At 63.0% G+C, this 16861-nt stretch carries 14 protein-coding genes; 3 read left to right on the forward strand and 11 right to left on the reverse strand.

The window, feature by feature from the left end; translation table 11 throughout:
• Positions 1-5: 5 nt before the first annotated feature.
• The 7 genes from gmhB to PQQ52_RS22355 form a co-directional block, all read right to left on the reverse strand.
• Positions 6-560 carry a D-glycero-beta-D-manno-heptose 1,7-bisphosphate 7-phosphatase gene (gene gmhB / locus PQQ52_RS22325; RefSeq protein WP_408215955.1) on the reverse strand — a complete coding sequence of 185 codons (555 nt, stop codon included), beginning with the start codon at positions 558-560 and terminating at the stop codon, positions 6-8.
• A 10-nt stretch (positions 561-570) separates the two neighbouring features.
• Entirely contained in the window at positions 571-2670 is a 2100-nt protein-coding gene (gene glyS, locus PQQ52_RS22330) for a glycine--tRNA ligase subunit beta (protein WP_408215957.1), read from the reverse strand.
• Positions 2671-2685: 15 nt separating this feature from the next.
• Entirely contained in the window at positions 2686-3693 is a 1008-nt protein-coding gene (glyQ, locus tag PQQ52_RS22335; protein WP_169490305.1) for a glycine--tRNA ligase subunit alpha, read from the reverse strand.
• 206 nt (positions 3694-3899) lie between these two features.
• On the reverse strand, positions 3900-4745 hold the full coding sequence (locus tag PQQ52_RS22340) for an FkbM family methyltransferase (RefSeq protein WP_408215959.1): 846 nt from the start codon (positions 4743-4745) through the stop codon (positions 3900-3902).
• 161 nt (positions 4746-4906) lie between these two features.
• Entirely contained in the window at positions 4907-6517 is a 1611-nt protein-coding gene (locus PQQ52_RS22345) for an FMN-binding glutamate synthase family protein (protein ID WP_408215961.1), read from the reverse strand.
• Positions 6518-6729: 212 nt separating this feature from the next.
• Positions 6730-7911, reverse strand: a complete 1182-nt coding sequence (gene mnmA, locus PQQ52_RS22350; protein ID WP_408215964.1) for a tRNA 2-thiouridine(34) synthase MnmA — start codon at positions 7909-7911, stop codon at positions 6730-6732.
• 124 nt (positions 7912-8035) lie between these two features.
• On the reverse strand, positions 8036-8518 hold the full coding sequence (locus PQQ52_RS22355) for an NUDIX hydrolase (protein ID WP_408215967.1): 483 nt from the start codon (positions 8516-8518) through the stop codon (positions 8036-8038).
• A gap of 231 nt (positions 8519-8749) precedes the next feature.
• On the opposite strand from PQQ52_RS22355, the gene PQQ52_RS22360 reads away from it, so the two are divergent.
• Genes PQQ52_RS22360 through PQQ52_RS22370 form a run of 3 tightly spaced genes read left to right on the forward strand, consistent with a single transcriptional unit; the run spans position 8750 to position 11718 of the window.
• Positions 8750-9892 (forward strand): Re/Si-specific NAD(P)(+) transhydrogenase subunit alpha, encoded by a 1143-nt coding sequence (locus PQQ52_RS22360; protein ID WP_408216216.1) that lies wholly within the window; start codon positions 8750-8752, stop codon positions 9890-9892.
• Positions 9893-9919: 27 nt separating this feature from the next.
• Positions 9920-10264 carry an NAD(P) transhydrogenase subunit alpha part 2 gene (locus tag PQQ52_RS22365; protein WP_408215970.1) on the forward strand — a complete coding sequence of 115 codons (345 nt, stop codon included), beginning with the start codon at positions 9920-9922 and terminating at the stop codon, positions 10262-10264.
• Positions 10264-11718, forward strand: a complete 1455-nt coding sequence (locus PQQ52_RS22370; protein ID WP_408215973.1) for an NAD(P)(+) transhydrogenase (Re/Si-specific) subunit beta — start codon at positions 10264-10266, stop codon at positions 11716-11718. The genes PQQ52_RS22365 and PQQ52_RS22370 overlap by 1 nt, the downstream gene beginning before the upstream one ends.
• 83 nt (positions 11719-11801) lie before the next feature.
• Here the strand turns inward: PQQ52_RS22370 and PQQ52_RS22375 are convergent, their stop codons facing one another.
• From PQQ52_RS22375 to PQQ52_RS22390, 4 genes are all read right to left on the reverse strand, one after another.
• Positions 11802-12542, reverse strand: coding sequence for a helix-turn-helix transcriptional regulator (locus PQQ52_RS22375; protein ID WP_408215975.1), 741 nt, complete (start codon positions 12540-12542; stop codon positions 11802-11804).
• 53 nt (positions 12543-12595) lie between these two features.
• Entirely contained in the window at positions 12596-12982 is a 387-nt protein-coding gene (locus PQQ52_RS22380; RefSeq protein WP_408215978.1) for a VOC family protein, read from the reverse strand.
• A gap of 271 nt (positions 12983-13253) precedes the next feature.
• Positions 13254-14549: a THUMP domain-containing class I SAM-dependent RNA methyltransferase gene (locus PQQ52_RS22385; RefSeq protein WP_408215981.1), complete on the reverse strand. Its 1296-nt coding sequence runs from the start codon at positions 14547-14549 to the stop codon at positions 13254-13256.
• Between the two features lie 30 nt (positions 14550-14579).
• Positions 14580-16712 carry a site-specific recombinase gene (locus tag PQQ52_RS22390; protein WP_408215984.1) on the reverse strand — a complete coding sequence of 711 codons (2133 nt, stop codon included), beginning with the start codon at positions 16710-16712 and terminating at the stop codon, positions 14580-14582.
• Between the last annotated feature and the right edge of the window lie 149 nt (positions 16713-16861).

The raw sequence follows: 16861 nt of genomic DNA on the forward strand, positions 1-16861 counted from the left end.
GCGCGTCACTCATGAGCGGCGGAAAGGAAGTCGAGTGCGAACGCGCGCAGGTCGTCGTGCACGCGCGTGCCTTCGGGCAGGTCGCCGGCCTGGAGCGTCTTGCGGCCTTTGCCGGTCAGCACCAGATGAGTGGGATGTCCGAGCGACGCGCCCGCTTGCAGGTCGCGCATTGCGTCGCCGACCACCGGCGTATTCTGCGGATCGACTTCGAAACGTTCAGCGATCATCTTCAGCATGCCGGGCTTCGGCTTGCGGCATTCGCAATGATCTTCCGCCGTATGCGGGCAGAAGAACACCGCGTCGATACGACCGCCGACCGCCGCCGCCATGCGATGCATTTTCAGATGCATTGCATTGAGCGCGTTCATGTCGAAGAGACCGCGGCCGATGCCCGACTGGTTGGTCGCGACAGCAACGCGATAACCCGCCTGGCTCAGCCGCGCGATCGCTTCGAGCGAACCGGGCAGGGCGACCCATTCGTCCGGCGACTTGATGAACGCGTCGGAATCGACGTTGATCACGCCGTCGCGGTCGAGGATCACCACTTTTTTGGTCGGCATGGCGCGGTGCTCAGGCGGCGAGTCGGGAAATGTCGGCGACGCAATTCATCTGCTGATGCAGCGCGCCGAGCAAGGCCAAACGGTTGGCGCGCAACGCCGGATCTTCGGCGTTGACCATCACATCGTTGAAGAAGGTGTCGACCGGTTCGCGCAACGCGGCGAGCGCGGTGAGCGCGCCCGTGTACTCGCGTGCGGCGAGCTGCGATTGCACGCGCGGTGCAACCTGTTCGAGTTGTGCGTACAAGGCTTTTTCGGCCGCTTCGGTCAGCAGTGCAACCTGCACGCCGCCGGTCGCCGAACCTTCCGATTTCTTCAGGATGTTCGAGATGCGCTTATTGGCTGCCGCGAGCGATGCCGCTTCCGGCAGCGCCGCGAATTCGCGCACCGCATCCAGACGCGCGACGATGTCGTCGAGGCGCGCGGGGTTCAGTGCCAGCACCGCGTCGATTTCACCCGGCGCGTAGCCACGCTCGCGCAGCAGACCGCGCAGACGGTCCATGCTGAATTCGTAGATCGCCTGGGTCGAATCGGCGACACCCGGCACAGCGGCGAATTGCGCGTGAGCGGTGCGCAGCAGTTCGATCAGATCGACTGGCAATTGCTTCTCGACCAGAATCCGCAGCACGCCCAGCGCGTGACGGCGCAGCGCGAACGGGTCTTTCTCGCCGGTCGGTTGCAGACCGATGCCCCAGATACCGACCAGCGTTTCGAGCTTGTCGGCGAGCGCGACGACGGTGCCGGTTGCCGTGGTCGGCAATGCATCGCCGGAGAAACGCGGCTGATAGTGTTCCGAGCACGCCAGCGCGACTTCTTCCGGCTCGCCGTCGTGGCGCGCGTAGTACGTGCCCATCGTGCCTTGCAGCTCGGGGAATTCGCCGACCATGTCGGTGATCAGATCGGCTTTGGCGAGACGCGCAGCGCGTTTCGCGAGCGCCACATCTGCGCCGATCAGTTCGGCAATCGCGCCGGCCAGCGCTTCGACGCGCTCGACGCGTTGCAGCGCCGACCCCAGCTTGTTGTGATACACGACGTTCGCGAGCAGCGGCACGCGATCGGCGAGCGGTTTCTTCTTGTCCTGCTCGAAGAAGAATTTTGCATCGGCCAGACGCGGACGCACCACGCGCTCGTTACCTTCGACGATATCGCCCGGCGTTGCCGTTTCGATGTTCGACACGATCAGGAAGCGCGAGCGCAGCTTGCCGTTCGCATCCGTCAACGCGAAGTATTTCTGGTTCGTCTGCATCGTCAGGATCAGGCATTCCTGCGGCACTTGCAGGAACTCGTCCTCGAAACGGCAGGCGTAGACCACGGGCCATTCGACCAGCGAATTCACTTCATCCAGCAGCGATTCCGGCATCACGACCTGGTCGCCGTCGGCTTGCGCGAGCAGATGCGTGCGAATGGTTTCCTTGCGGTCGGCGAAACTCGCGACCACGCGGCCTTTGTGCAACAGCGTGTCGGCATACGAATCCGCGTGCTGGATCTGCACGAAGCCTTCGGACAGGAAGCGATGGCCGAGTGTGGTGTCGTCGGCATCGATGCCGAATGCCGTGACCGGCACGACCTGTTCGCCGTGCAACGTAGTCAGGCGATGCACCGGACGCACGAACTGCACATTGGTACCGTCCGGGCGTTGATACGTCATCACCTTTGGGATCGGCAGCTTGGCGAGCGTTTCGTCGAGCGCGGTTTGCAGACCTTCGGCAAGCGTGGCGCCCGGCGCGGCGTAGCGCAGGAAGAAGGCTTCGGCCTTACCGTCCTGCGCGCGTTCCAGATCGTTCACCGAGAAATCGGGGAAGCCGAGCGCGGCCAGTTTCTTGGCGAGCGGCGCAGTGGGCTGGCCGTCTTTATCGAGCGCGACGGAAACCGGCAGCACTTTTTCGCGCACGTGTTTTTCCGGCGCGACCGAACGCACGTTCCGAATCGTGACGGCAAGGCGTCGCGGCGTTGCATAACGTTCGAACGACAGTTCGCCTTCGACCAGGTCGCGCGCCGCGAGGCGCTGCGCAATGCCTTCGGCGAAGGCGTCGCCGAGGCGCGCGAGCGCTTTCGGCGGCAGTTCTTCGGTCAGCAGCTCGACGAGCAGGGTAGCTTGATGGGGTTGAGTCATTTCTTGATGTTCTCGTCAGTCCGGATCGATCTTGCGTTCGATTTTGAGCGGCGGCGCCCACGCGGGCATCGCAGCATCTTGCGCGTCGGTCGTCAGGCCGGGCACGCCATGCACCGGATTACCCAGCATCGGGAAACCGAGTTTTTCGCGCGAGTCGTAGTAAGCCTGCGCGACCAGACGCGACAGCGCGCGAATCCGGCCAATGTACGCCGCGCGTTCCGTGACGGAGATCGCACCGCGGGCATCCAGCAGATTGAACGTGTGGCCGGCCTTCAGCACCAGTTCATAAGCGGGCAGCGCGATCTGCGCTTCTATCATGCGTTTCGCTTCCGCTTCGTAGCTGTTGAAGAACGTGAACAGCAGATCGACGTTCGCATGCTCGAAGTTGTACGTCGACTGTTCGACTTCGTTCTGGTGGTACACGTCGCCGTAAGTCAGGCGACGGAGTTCCGGGCCGTTCGGACCTTGCTCTTCCCACTCGGTCCACACGAGGTCATAAACGTTCTCGACCTTCTGCAGATACATGGCGAGACGTTCGAGACCGTAAGTGATTTCGCCCAGCACCGGCTTGCAATCCAGACCGCCAACTTGCTGGAAATAGGTGAACTGGGTCACTTCCATGCCGTTCAGCCACACTTCCCAACCGAGGCCCCACGCGCCGAGCGTGGGATTTTCCCAGTCGTCTTCGACGAAACGCACGTCGTTCTGCTTCAGATCGAAGCCGAGCGCCTCCAACGAGCCGAGGTACAGGTCGAGGATGTTTTCCGGCGCCGGTTTCAGCACGACCTGATACTGGTAGTAATGCTGCAGACGGTTCGGGTTCTCGCCATAGCGGCCGTCTTTCGGGCGGCGCGACGGCTGCACATAGGCGGCTCGCCACGGTTCCGGACCGATTGCGCGCAGGAAAGTATGGACGTGGGACGTGCCCGCGCCGACTTCCATGTCGATCGGCTGGAGCAACGCGCAACCCTGCTTGTCCCAGTAGGACTGCAGTGTCAGGATGATTTGCTGAAACGTGAGCATGAAGTGCCTTTCGGGCATAGGGCCGCGCCGCAAACGCCGGGGCGCGCGAGGTGGCCGTGGAGCGAAGTGCTAAACCGTAGATTTTAACGGAAAGGGAGGGGGGCGTCCGTTTTGGTGGGGCCGGACGAACCTGGCGCGCTCTTTAAACGACAAAGGGCCGCTTAAAGTGGCCCTTTGTCGTTTGCGCCTCAGGATGCGTTCATCGGCTAACTGCTCAACCCCATCAACGCATGCGCTCCCGAATCCGTCACCTCGACAAACCCATCGATCTCCATCTCCAACTCCCGCGGCAGTGCGAGCATGTTGCACGACACCACACGGCCATAAATATTCTCCGTTCGCCCAAAGAAATTTTCAGAGTTGAAGAGTGGCGGCAAATGCCACCACAATCGGTATTCCTTCGACCACAACCACTCGATCAACGCCTGTGACCGATCGAGCCGGTCGTTCTCCACATAAATCACAGGCCGCGAGCGGGCAATCGTTTCCTCCGCCCCTTGCAGCGCGTTCAACTCGAATCCTTCGACGTCGAGCTTCAGCAGGCCCACGACATGTGAGCGCAGCACATCGTCTAGCCGGACGCACGGAACCGGGAGCGTGTTCGCCGCCGCCTCCGTTTGCATCGACACGCCGCCGAAATTGCCCGGCGCGTCATAGTCCGGCTGCGCAAAATGCAGTGTCCCGGCAGCCGCCCCACACGCATACGGCCAGGCCAGCACGTTACGTACACCGTTGGCCGCGAGATTCGCGCACAGGTTCTGAAAGATCACAGGCTGCGGCTCGAATGCGACCAGCACCTGGCGGCGCGCCTGCGCCTCACGGGCCAGCATGATCGTATGTACGCCGATATTCGCACCAACTTCCACGACGATGCCCGGCTGCACCAGCAACTGCCGCAACACGGCAGATTCGAGTTCGCTGCATTCACCGTATTCGATGAGTGCGCGGCCGAGATAGAAGTCGTTCGGATTGGCGAGCATCCAGCCATGGCGAGTCTGGACGAGTTGCGTGTGCTCGCCGAGCGGCAGTGGAACAAAGGAGGGTGTAACCATGGACATTGAGCGGGAAAAGAGACCACGCAAATGTACGGTCCGCCGCTGTCCTTGTATATGAGACGAGCTCTCAAGGATTCTTATTTTTCTGCAGGAATTCGCCGTCAAAACCTAAGACTCCACGATGATCGACTCATAAGCCGATCATCGCGGCAGCCGGATTACGTCGCGGCCAGTTCGACTTTCGGTGCAAACGAATCGCTTTGCGCCAAAGGCCAATATTTCCCGTACAACGTGTAGCGATAGTTGCCGTTCAGCAGATCGTTCGGATCGAGATACTTCAACAGCTCGGACATCAACTGCACCTCATGCGACGATACGCGCCGGACGATGTGATGCGCGCGCAGTTCCGCCGGATGCTTGAGCCCCGCGGCCTGAATGATTTCCTTCAGCGCATGCAGCGTGTTGTGATGGAAGTTGAATACGCGGTCGGCCTTGTCCGGAACCACCAAAGCACGCTGACGCACCGGATCCTGTGTTGCGACGCCCGTGGGGCAGCGGCCGGTGTGGCAGGTCTGCGCCTGGATGCAACCGACCGCGAACATGAAACCGCGCGCCGCGTTGACCCAATCCGCGCCGATCGCAAGCGTCTTCGTGATGTCGAATGCGGTAATCATCTTGCCGCTCGCGCCGATGCGAATGCGCTGACGCAAGCCGATGCCGACCAGCGTGTTGTGCACCAGCAGCAGTCCTTCCTGCAACGGTACGCCGACGTGATCGGTGAACTCCAGTGGCGCTGCGCCCGTGCCGCCTTCCGCGCCGTCGACCACGATAAAGTCCGGCAGAATCCCCGTCTCCAGCATCGCCTTCGCAATGCCGAAAAATTCCCACGGATGCCCGATGCACAGCTTGAACCCGGTCGGCTTGCCGCCGGACAGCGTGCGCAAACGGTCGACGAATTCGAGCAGGCCGCGCGGTGACGAAAATTCGGAGTGGGTGGCGGGCGAGATGCAATCGCGACCCATCGGTACACCGCGCGTCTCGGCAATCTCCGGCGTGATTTTCGCGGCCGGCAGCACGCCACCGTGACCGGGCTTGGCGCCTTGCGAGAGCTTGACCTCGATCATCTTTACTTGCGGCTCGGCGGCCTGCTTCGCGAACTTCTCCGCGCTGAAGGTGCCGTCGTCGTTACGGCAGCCGAAGTAACCGGAGGCGATTTCCCAGATGATGTCGCCGCCATGTTCGCGGTGGTATTTCGACATCGAGCCTTCGCCCGTGTCGTGCGCGAAGTTGCCTTTCTTCGCGCCGAGGTTCAGCGCCATGATCGCGTTCGCCGACAACGAGCCGAAGCTCATCGCGGAGACGTTGAAGATCGACATCGAATAAGGCAGTGCGCGGTCCGGCCCGACGACGATACGGAAGTCGTGGTTATCGAGCGTGGTCGGCGCGAGCGAATGGCTGATCCATTCGTGCGCAACGGCTTTGACGTCGAGCTCCGTGCCGTACGGACGGCTATCCACGTCGTTCTTCGCGCGCTGATAGACGATGCTGCGTTGCGCGCGCGAGAACGGCTTTTCGTCGGTATCGCCTTCGACGAAATACTGGCGGATTTCCGGGCGGATGAATTCGAACAGGAAGCGGAAGTGGCCCCACAGCGGATAGTTGCGCAGAATCGCGTGGCGGTCTTGCGTCAGGTCGAACAGGCCCAGCGCGACGAGCGCCACCGGCACGATGATCCAGAACCACGAAAGGTGATGTGTCGCGGCGAGCGCCGCACAGACGGCGAGCAGCACGACTGCGCACCACATCGCCAGATAACGTCGAGAAAACATGGGGACTCCAGTGCAGTGAGGATCGTCGCGGAGGGATCGTCGACGCTGTCGGCGCAGACGGAATCCGCCGCGAAGGGAAACGAACACCTGCTTGTTATGGTGAAGCTAGCTGCGGTTCGAAGATGAACGCGCGGGTGAAGCCTGAAGTTGAGACATGAAGGTGAAGCGCGTGCGGCGACGCCAGGCGTTGCCGCACGGATAAAACTTTTGGTTCAACGGGCGGTTAGCAGCGCTGCCTTTTGCGGCGGGCGCACCGTTGGTTGTCCGGTTACCGCGTGTTCGATGATGCCGCCGCCGAGACACACGTCGCCATCGTAGAGCACCGCAGATTGCCCTGGTGTGACAGCCCATTGGGCGGCGTCGAAATTCAGTTCGAAAAGGCCTTCGCCGGCACCTGTATTACTGGCCGTCGCACCTGCAGCCGCACTTGCAGCCGCACTGAACGTGCACGGTGCATCCGCTTGCCGGTAACGGGTTTTCGCGCCGCAGGCAAAACCGTCGGCCGGCGCTTCACCCGCCACCCAGCTCGTATTGCCCGCGCTCAATGTATGGCTCAGCAGCCACGGATGCTCGTGGCCTTGCGCGACATACAGTGTGTTCGACGCAATATCCTTGCCGGCGACGAACCATGGCTCGCCGCTGCCGTCCTTGCTGCCGCCGAGGCCAATGCCCTTGCGCTGCCCGAACGTATAGAACGCGAGGCCGATGTGTTCGCCGACCACTTTGCCGTCGGTGGTTTTCATCGGACCGGGTTGGGTCGGCAGATAGCGGTTCAGGAAGTCACGGAACGGCCGCTCGCCGATGAAGCAGATGCCGGTCGAATCTTTCTTCTTCGCATTCGGCAGTGCAATCTGTTCGGCGATCTCGCGGACTTTGGTTTTCGGAATCTCGCCGAGCGGAAACAGCGTCTTCGACAACTGCGCCTGATTCAGCCGATGCAGGAAGTACGACTGATCCTTTGTATGATCGAAGGCCTTCAGCAGTTCGAAGCGGCCGTTGTTCTCGCGCACGCGGGCGTAGTGGCCGGTCGCGATGGTTTCCGCGCCCAGCGACATTGCGTGATCGAGGAAGGCCTTGAACTTGATTTCGGCATTGCACAGCACGTCCGGATTCGGCGTGCGGCCGGCCGAGTATTCGCGCAGGAACTCAGCGAACACGCGGTCTTTGTATTCGGCGGCGAAGTTGACCGCTTCGACATCGATACCGATCAGGTCCGCGACCGAGACGACGTCGATCCAGTCCTGCCGCGTGGAGCAGTACTCGCTGTCGTCATCGTCTTCCCAGTTTTTCATGAACAGGCCGACCACGTCGTAGCCCTGTTCCTTCAGCAGCCACGCGGTAACCGACGAATCGACGCCGCCCGACATGCCTACTACGACTTTCTGCTTGCTCATAAGGTGCTCACTGGGTACTGCGTGACTTCATTGATCGTGGGTTGACCGTGTTGCCCGGTCGCCTGGTTGGCCGCTCATGACGGCTCAGGCCCGTTTGTGACTGATTAGGCCGGGCCAGGCCTGCTTACGCCTGTTTCTGCCCGACCGAATGCGTGTGCACGAAGTCGAGCGGGAAACGCCGTCCGGCGAGGTAATCGTCCAGACATTGCATGACGAGCGGCGTGCGATGCCGTTCGGGGCAGGCGCGCAATTCGTCGGCGCTCATCCACAGCGTGCGGACGATGTCGGAGTCGAGCGCGCGCTCTGCATCCGCTGCGCCGCTCGTGCCGCAATAGGTGAAGCGCAAATACGTCACGCCCTCACTGCCGGGCCGCTCGAAATGCGTCATATACATACCGACCAGCGCCTCAGGCGTGAACGGATGCGCGGTTTCCTCGAGCGCTTCGCGGATGACCGCTTCCAGAAGCGTTTCGCCCGCCTCCAGATGGCCGGCGGGCTGGTTCAGACGCAGGCCGTCGGCGGTATGTTCCTCGACCACGAGAAAACGCCCGTCGCGCTCGACGATGGCCGCAACGGTGACGTGCGGCAGCCAGGATTCCGGTTTCATGGGTGCGCATTTTACCGTTTATGGGCCGGGGCTGCCGGGAAGCGGGCGGCGGCCGGTATGGACGGGTAGGGGCGGGTAGGGGCGCCCGCTGGGCGAAGACCCCCGGATTGTCCCCGATTTCGGCACACCCCCAGGTTTCGGTTAAAGTGACGCGGTTAGCCGTTGCACTTGCAAGCCGGCGTGCCTCGTCGGCGCATCTGTCGTAAAACAGGAAGTCGAGGAGGAACAACGATGCACATCGGAGTGCCAGCTGAGACGCGCGCGCACGAAACCCGCGTCGCCGCGACGCCCGAAACGGTCAGGAAGTATGTGACCCAGGGCCACCGGGTCACGATCCAGAGCGGCGCCGGCACCGGCGCGAGCTTTCCTGACGATGCCTTTACAGCGGCCGGCGCGGAAATCGTCGACGCAGCCACCGCGTTTGGCGCCGAACTCCTCCTCAAGGTCCAGTCCCCGACCGATGCCGAACTGCCGCTGCTCAAACGAGGCGCGACGCTGGTGGGCATGCTCGATCCTTTTAATACCGAAAACTCATCAAAACTCGCGGCAGCGGGCGTCACCGCGTTCGCTCTGGAGGCCGCACCGCGCACCACGCGTGCGCAGAGCCTCGACGTCCTGAGTTCGCAGGCGAACATCGCCGGGTACAAAGCGGTGCTGCTGGCGGCCACGCTTTATCCCCGCTTCATGCCGATGCTGATGACCGCGGCAGGTACCGTCAAAGCGGCCCGTGTGCTGATTCTCGGCGCGGGCGTGGCCGGCTTGCAGGCGATCGCGACGGCCAAGCGCCTGGGCGCCGTGATCGAAGCGTCCGACGTGCGTCCGGCGGTGAAAGAGCAGATCGAATCGCTCGGCGCCAAATTTCTCGATGTCCCGTACGAAACCGACGAGGAGCGCGAAGCCGCGCAGGGCGTCGGCGGCTATGCCCGGCCGATGCCGCCGTCGTGGCTGACTCGTCAGTCGGCACTGGTCCACGAGCGGGCGAAACAGGCCGATATCGTCATCTCCACCGCACTGATCCCGGGCCGGGCCGCGCCGACGCTGATCTCGGTGGAAACCGTGCAGGCGATGAAACCCGGCTCCGTGCTGGTGGACCTCGCGGCAGGGCGTGGCGCCGAATATGAAGGCCAGCACGGCGGTAACTGTCCGCTGACCGAGGCCGACAAGGTCGTGATCAAACACGGAGTGCAGATCGTCGGCTATACGAACCTGGCCTCGATGGTGCCCGCGGACGCGTCGTCCCTCTACGCACGCAACCTGCTCGACTTCCTCAAGCTGATCATCACCAAGGAAGGCGCCCTGAACATCGATCTCGCAGACGACATCGTCGCGGCCACGCTACTTGCGCGTGACGGCGAAGTCACGCGCAAGGCCTGAAGCAAACCCCTACATAGGAGAGCGGCGATGGAAGTCATCAACCATACCGTCATCAACCTGATCATCTTCGTGCTGGCGATCTACGTCGGCTACCACGTCGTCTGGAACGTCACGCCCGCGCTGCACACGCCGCTGATGGCCGTGACCAACGCGATTTCGGCGATCGTGATCGTCGGCGCGATGCTGGCCGCGGGCCTCACGCTGGGCACGACCGGCAAGTTCTTCGGCACGCTGGCCGTCGCGCTCGCGGCGGTGAACGTGTTCGGTGGATTCCTCGTGACGAGGCGAATGCTGGAGATGTTCAGGAAGAAAGAGCCGAAGAAGCTCATCAGTGGCAAAACTGCGGACAAGACGGCCGGGGGGAACGCGTAATGAGTCTGAACGTCGTCACGCTGCTTTATCTGGTCGCGTCGGTTTGCTTCATCCAGGCGCTCAAAGGGCTGTCGAATCCGAAGACAGCGCGTATCGGCAATACCTTCGGCATGGTCGGGATGGCGATTGCGATCCTCACCACCATCGCGCTGATCGTCAAACAGGCGAATGCGCTCGGCTCGAATCTTGGGTTAGGGCTCGGCCTGCTGCTGGTCGCGCTGGTGATCGGCGGCGCGATCGGCGCGTTCGTCGCGGCGCGCGTCGAGATGACCAAGATGCCGGAACTGGTCGCGGCGATGCACTCGCTGATCGGTCTTGCCGCCGTGTGTATTGCGTATGCGGTGGTGTCGGAGCCGTCCGCCTTCGGCCTGGTCGACCCGGAGAATGCGATTCCGGGCTTCCTGCCGTACGGTAATCGCGTCGAGCTGTTCATCGGCACGTTCGTCGGCGCAATCACGTTCTCCGGTTCGGTGATAGCGTTCGGCAAGCTGTCGGGCAAGTACAAGTTCCGGCTCTTCCAGGGCGCACCGGTTGTTTATGCAGGACAGCACCTGATCAACCTGTTCCTCGCGCTCGGCATGCTCGGCTTCGGCGTGATCTTCTTTCTCACGCAATCGTGGCTGCCGTTCATCATCATGACGCTGATCGCGTTCGTGCTCGGTGTGCTGATCATCATCCCGATCGGCGGCGCGGATATGCCGGTGGTCGTGTCGATGCTCAACTCGTACTCGGGCTGGGCGGCGGCGGGCATCGGCTTCTCGCTGAACAATCCGATGCTGATCATCGCGGGCTCGCTGGTGGGTTCGTCCGGTGCGATCCTGTCGTACATCATGTGCCGGGCGATGAACCGCTCGTTCTTCAACGTGATTCTCGGCGGCTTCGGTAATGAGGCGGGTGCGGCGGCGGCGGGTGGGTCGGCGGAGCAGCGTCCGGTGAAATCCGGTTCGGCCGACGATGCGGCATTCATGCTCGGCAACGCCGAAACCGTGGTGATCGTGCCGGGGTACGGTCTGGCCGTCGCGCGTGCCCAGCATGCGTTGAAGGAGCTGACCGACAAGCTGGTCGAGAAGGGCATCGAGGTGAAGTATGCGATTCACCCGGTGGCCGGGCGGATGCCGGGTCACATGAACGTGCTGCTCGCCGAAGCCGAAGTGCCGTACGACATGGTCTACGAAATGGACGATATCAACGGCGAGTTCGGTCAGGTCGACGTGGTGCTGGTGCTCGGGGCGAACGACGTGGTGAACCCGGCGGCGAAGAACGATCCGAAGTCGCCGATCGCGGGCATGCCGATCATCGAGGCGTACAAGGCGCGTACCGTCATCGTGAACAAACGTTCGATGGCGGCGGGCTACGCCGGTCTCGACAACGACCTGTTCTACATGGACAAGACGATGATGGTGTTCGGCGACGCGAAGAAGGTGATCGAGGATATGGTGAAGGCGGTGGAGTAACGTACCTCGGCGGTTCGCGGCTTGCCTCGTGGCGGGCGGCGAACCGTCGCTTATGCATCCGCTCCGCATCCGCATCCGCATCGTCACCGTGGCTTGGCGTTCACGTGCCGCAGCCAATCCGCCAGCCGTTTGCCTTCCCGATCCGGATACGGTTCGAGCGCCTGAAGATTCTGGATTTTCTCCAGTCCGAAATTGCGGAAATCGCTCCGCAATTCACACCACGCGCCGAGTGTCCAGCGCGCGCCCCAATAAGCCAGTGCAAGCGGCCATACGCGCCGCTCGGTCGCTGCGCCATTCGCATCGGTATAGGCAAAGCTCACCACCTGGCGCGCGTCGATCGCCCGATGCAGCGCGTCCACCTTCGCCGAAAAATCCGCTTTGATGTGAAACGACGGCGCGAAGATCGCCAGACGTTCGAGCGTTGCGCGCTTGTCGGCGGGCATCGCGGAAGCGATCTTCGCCAACGCCCCGCGCGCGCCACTCGCGAAGCCGGCGCCACCCCACGATTCGAGCATTCGCGCGCCTGCTGCGAGTGCGGCGAGTTCATCGGCGGTGAAGGTGAGCGGCGGCAGGCTCGCCGCGCGGCTCAAGCGATAGCCGATGCCCGCTTCGCCTTCGATTGGCACGCCTGATAGTTGCAGATCGCGCACGTCGCGATAGACGGTGCGCAGCGAGATATTCAGCCAGTCGGCGAGTTGTTGCGCGGTGGTCAGACGCCGTCCGCGTAACAGTTCGGCGATCTGGAACAGGCGGTCGGCGCGGCGCGTCATCGTGGGCGTCTTGTAGAAAAGGACGGGGACAGTTCCGCGATGATAGCGCCGCATGTCGCGCTCCGGTCGGCGTTTCGCGCGGCGCCTGCCGGCCGCCGCGCCGCGAGTTAACCGTTGGTCCGCGAGTGCAGACCGAGGCGGTTGCCTTCCGTGTCGGTGAAGAACGCGATGTAGCCGATGTCCTGCGGCAGCTTGATCACCGGACCATCGGTCTTGCCGCCGGCCTGCTCGACGCGGGCGAGCACGGCGTCCACGTTCGGTTGCGCGTTCAGATAGACGAGCACGCCGTCGTTGGTCGGTTTCATCGACGGGCTATGGACGATCGCGCCGCCGGTGGCCGGTTCCTCGTAGCCGAAGATAGCGATCGGCTGGCCGCCGATTTCCTGACGATTCAGTTTGACGTCGAGGGCGGTTTCGTAAAAGCGGACAGCGCGTTCGAAATCGACCGACGGGATCTCGAACCATGCAACAACTTTGGATGATGATGCGGACATGACACTCTCCTGTGGATGGCGGTAAGCCGTGCAAAGCGCCGGATGGCGTGAGGAGGAGTGTGCGTGGGGGCTACTGACAGCGTAGTGTCAGTAGGGGTTGGCTGATGTGGAAAAAGGGCGTGGCGGACGATGGTGCGGCGGAGGCGAACAAAAGAACGGAGAAGTCGGGATGCCAGCATGTAGGCCCCCGACGCCGGCCGATCACCGAGATATCGGCGAAAAAAACCGCGGACCTGGATCCGCGGCTTTTTTGATGCTGCTCTGCGCCGGCTTAAGCTGCCGGCGTGTCGTTGTTTTGCGGCCGCTGACGAACGCTGCCTGCGATCAGGTCGAAGCGGAACAGCCGGCATTCGAGTGCACCGTTGAAGAGCGGCGTCTTGGTCGATTCGCGCAGGCGCAGCTGGCCCGGCAGCTTGCGATCCGACGTCAGGATGAACGCGTGCCAGCCAGTGAAGCGCTGCTTCAGCGCATCGCCGAGCGACTGGAAAAATTCGCTGTCCGGTGCTTCTTCCTGAGCCCGGTGGAAGCTTTCGTCGTCGCGGCCTTCACGCGTGGCGCGGCCTTCGCGGATTTCGCCCCGCGCGTTGCGGCCGCGCACTTCGATCCGCTCGCCATACGGCGGATTGGCGACGAGGATGCCGGCATCCAGAGACGGTGCCGTCATTCCGCGCGCATCGACCTGCTTGAGCGGGATTGACGGGAGACCGGCGCGCTGGAAGTTCGCCCGCGCCTTGTCGAGCATATCGCCGGAAATATCGCTGCCGAATATCTGCAGATCGGCGCGCGAATTGCGCGCGGCGTGCTTCGCGTCGAGCGCGGCGGCCTTCAGCGTTTGCCAGGTCTTGGCGTCGTATTGCTTGAGCTTTTCGAAACCGAAGCGGCGCTCCGCGCCTGGCGCGATATTCAGCGCCACTTGCGCGGCTTCCGCGAGGAAGGTGCCGCTGCCGCACATCGGGTCGTACAGCGGCATGCCGGCGGTCCAGCCGGTCAGACGCAGGATGCCCGCCGCGAGATTCTCGCGCAGCGGCGCCGCGCCCTTGTCGAGGCGCCAGCCCCGCTTGAAGAGCGGATCGCCGGAGGTGTCGAGGTAGAGCGTGCAATCGGTGGCGGTGAGGAACGCGAACACGCGCACGTCGGGCATGGCGGTGTCGATGCTCGGACGCGCGCCGCTGACTTCACGCAGCCGGTCGCAGATGGCGTCCTTGACACGCAGCGTCGTAAATTCGAGGCTGCGCAGCGGCGATTTGATCGCGGTGACGTCCACGCGCAGTGTTTCGTTCGCCGAGAACCACTGCTCCCAACGTTGTTCGACCGCGAGCGCATAGACGTCCTGTTCGCTGCGATAGGGCCGATGCGCGATTTTCAGCAGCACGCGGCTCGCGAGGCGCGAGTGCAGGTTGGCGGCCATGCCGGCGGCCCAGCCTCCGCGGAAATGCACGCCGCCGGGCACTTGCGCGCCGGCCGTGAACGGCGCGCCGTTCAGGTGCTTCGCGGCAATTTCGGCGAGCTCGGTGGCGAGCGAGGCTTCAAGACCGCGCGGACAGGGAAGGAAGAAATCGAAGGACATTGAGGTTGCCGGAAGGCGTTAGATAAGGCGCTATTGTACGCGGTCGGGGTGTGGCGCCGCTTTGGCCGGCCATACCAGCTCCAGCGGATGCCGGAATACCCGTTGCCAGATCGCGCCACGCAGCGAGCGCACTGCATTGCGCCGCAGGTCGCGCGATTTCACCGCCATGTAGAAGGCGAGCGCGAAACTCACGGCCACGTTGAGGATCGCCATGCTGCCGACGCCTGCGACCGCCCACCACAGCTCCGGCAATTTCAACGCGTCCATGCCGAGTACGCCGAGCGCCACGCCGATCGAGCCGGCGCTGAGCGTCACGTGACGCACCTCGAACGTGAAGGCGAAGGCGGTGAGGATCGCCGGCACGAGCCCGAGCATCAGGCCGAGCGTGATATTGCCCACGACGCCCGCCACATTCGAGCGGCAAAACGCCGCGAGCCGGGCGGCGCCGGCCGCGCCGAGCGTCATGCGCAGGCGCCGGTTATAGGCGAGCGCATCGGCCACGCGATGCAGGACGAACCAGTTGTCCGCCCAACCTGACAGCAAACTCGATGACCACAGCAACACACCAGTCAGCGCGGCATAGAACGGCGTCGGTCCCATCAGCGAGAACGAGTGCAGTGTGACGTGCGCCTTCTCGGGCGAAATGATGTTGGCGTTGAACAGCGCATGCCACAACAATTGCACGCCGAAGCACACAGGAAAGACCAGTAGAACGTTGCCGAGCACCGCGGCGGCCTGCGTGCGCATTAATGCGGTCACCGAACTCACGAAGCTGTCGACACCAGCCGGCGTGCCGACGTCGTCCAGTTCGCGGGCGAGCGTGGGCGCGGTCATGGCCGGTTGTTTGGTGGCGAGCGAGAAGTGCAGAAAGTGCATGAGCAGGAAGCTGGCCGCGTAGTTGATGCCGGCGAGCAGGCCTTCGAGCATCGACTGCAAATGCATGCCGGTGATGGCGAATTTCACGCAGACCGTGACGACGGTAACGAGCCCGCCGCCGGCCGCCATGCGCATCATCTTCAGGTATTCGGCGCGATCGCGCGCGATGTAGTGCTCGCCGGTATCGGCGCTGTACTCGACGACCTTGCGCGCCAGCAACGAGAAATTGCTACGCACGAGATGCGCGACGCTCTGGCTCGCGTGATTGGCGTTCACCAGTTCGGCGGTGAGACGCGCGCCAGCGTGCGGATCGTCCTGCGTCATCCAGGCATTCAGCAGATGCTCCGCGCGCACGATGCGCATGCGCATCCGTTCGACCTGGAACACGATATCGACACTGACGCCGTTGCGGTAGAGATGGGCGAAGACGTTATCGGTGGCGTTGCGGCATTCGTCGAGCAGCGCGCGCAGATAGTTGACCTCATGCAGCAGCTTGTCTTGCGGGGCGCCTGCGCCGACTGCCTGATGGGCCGCTTCGACGGCGAGCATGGCGCGCGTGAGCCGGTAGAACGGTTGCTTTTCCATGGCGACGCGGACATCGCTGGCATTGCGGATGTCCACTTCGCCGAGGCGGCTGCGGACAGTCTGCGACAGACCGGTCGAGCTGATCTGGCAGGTGAGGTTGTGCAGGGCGGCCAGCAGGTCGAGCGAGAACGGGGTGGTGTCGCGTTGTTCGCTGTCGTCCTCTTCGTAGTCGAAGAGGGCGCGGATGCGGGTGAGCAGATCGGTCGGCAGATTGGCGATCCATTCGGCATCGCGCTCCTGGGCGAACATCAGCGTGACGATTGCTCTCAGGTCGCGCCGGTTCGGCGCGGGCGGGATCAGTGCGGCTTCGAGGCGCTCGAAGAGTGCGCCGAAGAAGCCTGAGTGCACGGGCATGCCTGCATCGCAGAGAAGCGAGAGGCCGTCGCTTTCGCGGAGCAGCGCGCGGAGAATGCCGGCGACGTTGGCCTTCCAGGTGGGGTTACGGTCCAGCACGTGGAGGAGATAGCGGATTCTGGTGTGCGCTGGGGTTGAGCGTGATGGGTTGCTTTCGACGGTGTTGTCGAGTTGCTCGGCCTGGACCGCGCGGCCGCGGTGGATCCAGTGGGCGAGTTCGATCAGCCATTCACTGCGGTCTGGGTATGGCGCTGTCTTGTCGGCGATCGCTAGTAGCGCGTCTAGTTGGTGGCCGCTGTCGCGGGAGGCGCGCCATTTTTTTATGAATCTTTTGATGGAAGTGAACATTTTGTTTTGTACCCTACGGGGTTGCTGCCTGCGGCGCTTGTTCGTTTGTATGCCTACGGCGGTGGGCTTTCGTTGATCGGGTTGTCTGCGCGGCGCTTGGTGTCTGTGCGCCTGTGGGGTTGGCTTTTCCTTGATCTGGATTCTTTGGG

The sequence above is a fragment of the Paraburkholderia sediminicola genome, from assembly GCF_046030555.1.
Lineage (GTDB): Bacteria > Pseudomonadota > Gammaproteobacteria > Burkholderiales > Burkholderiaceae > Paraburkholderia > Paraburkholderia sediminicola_E.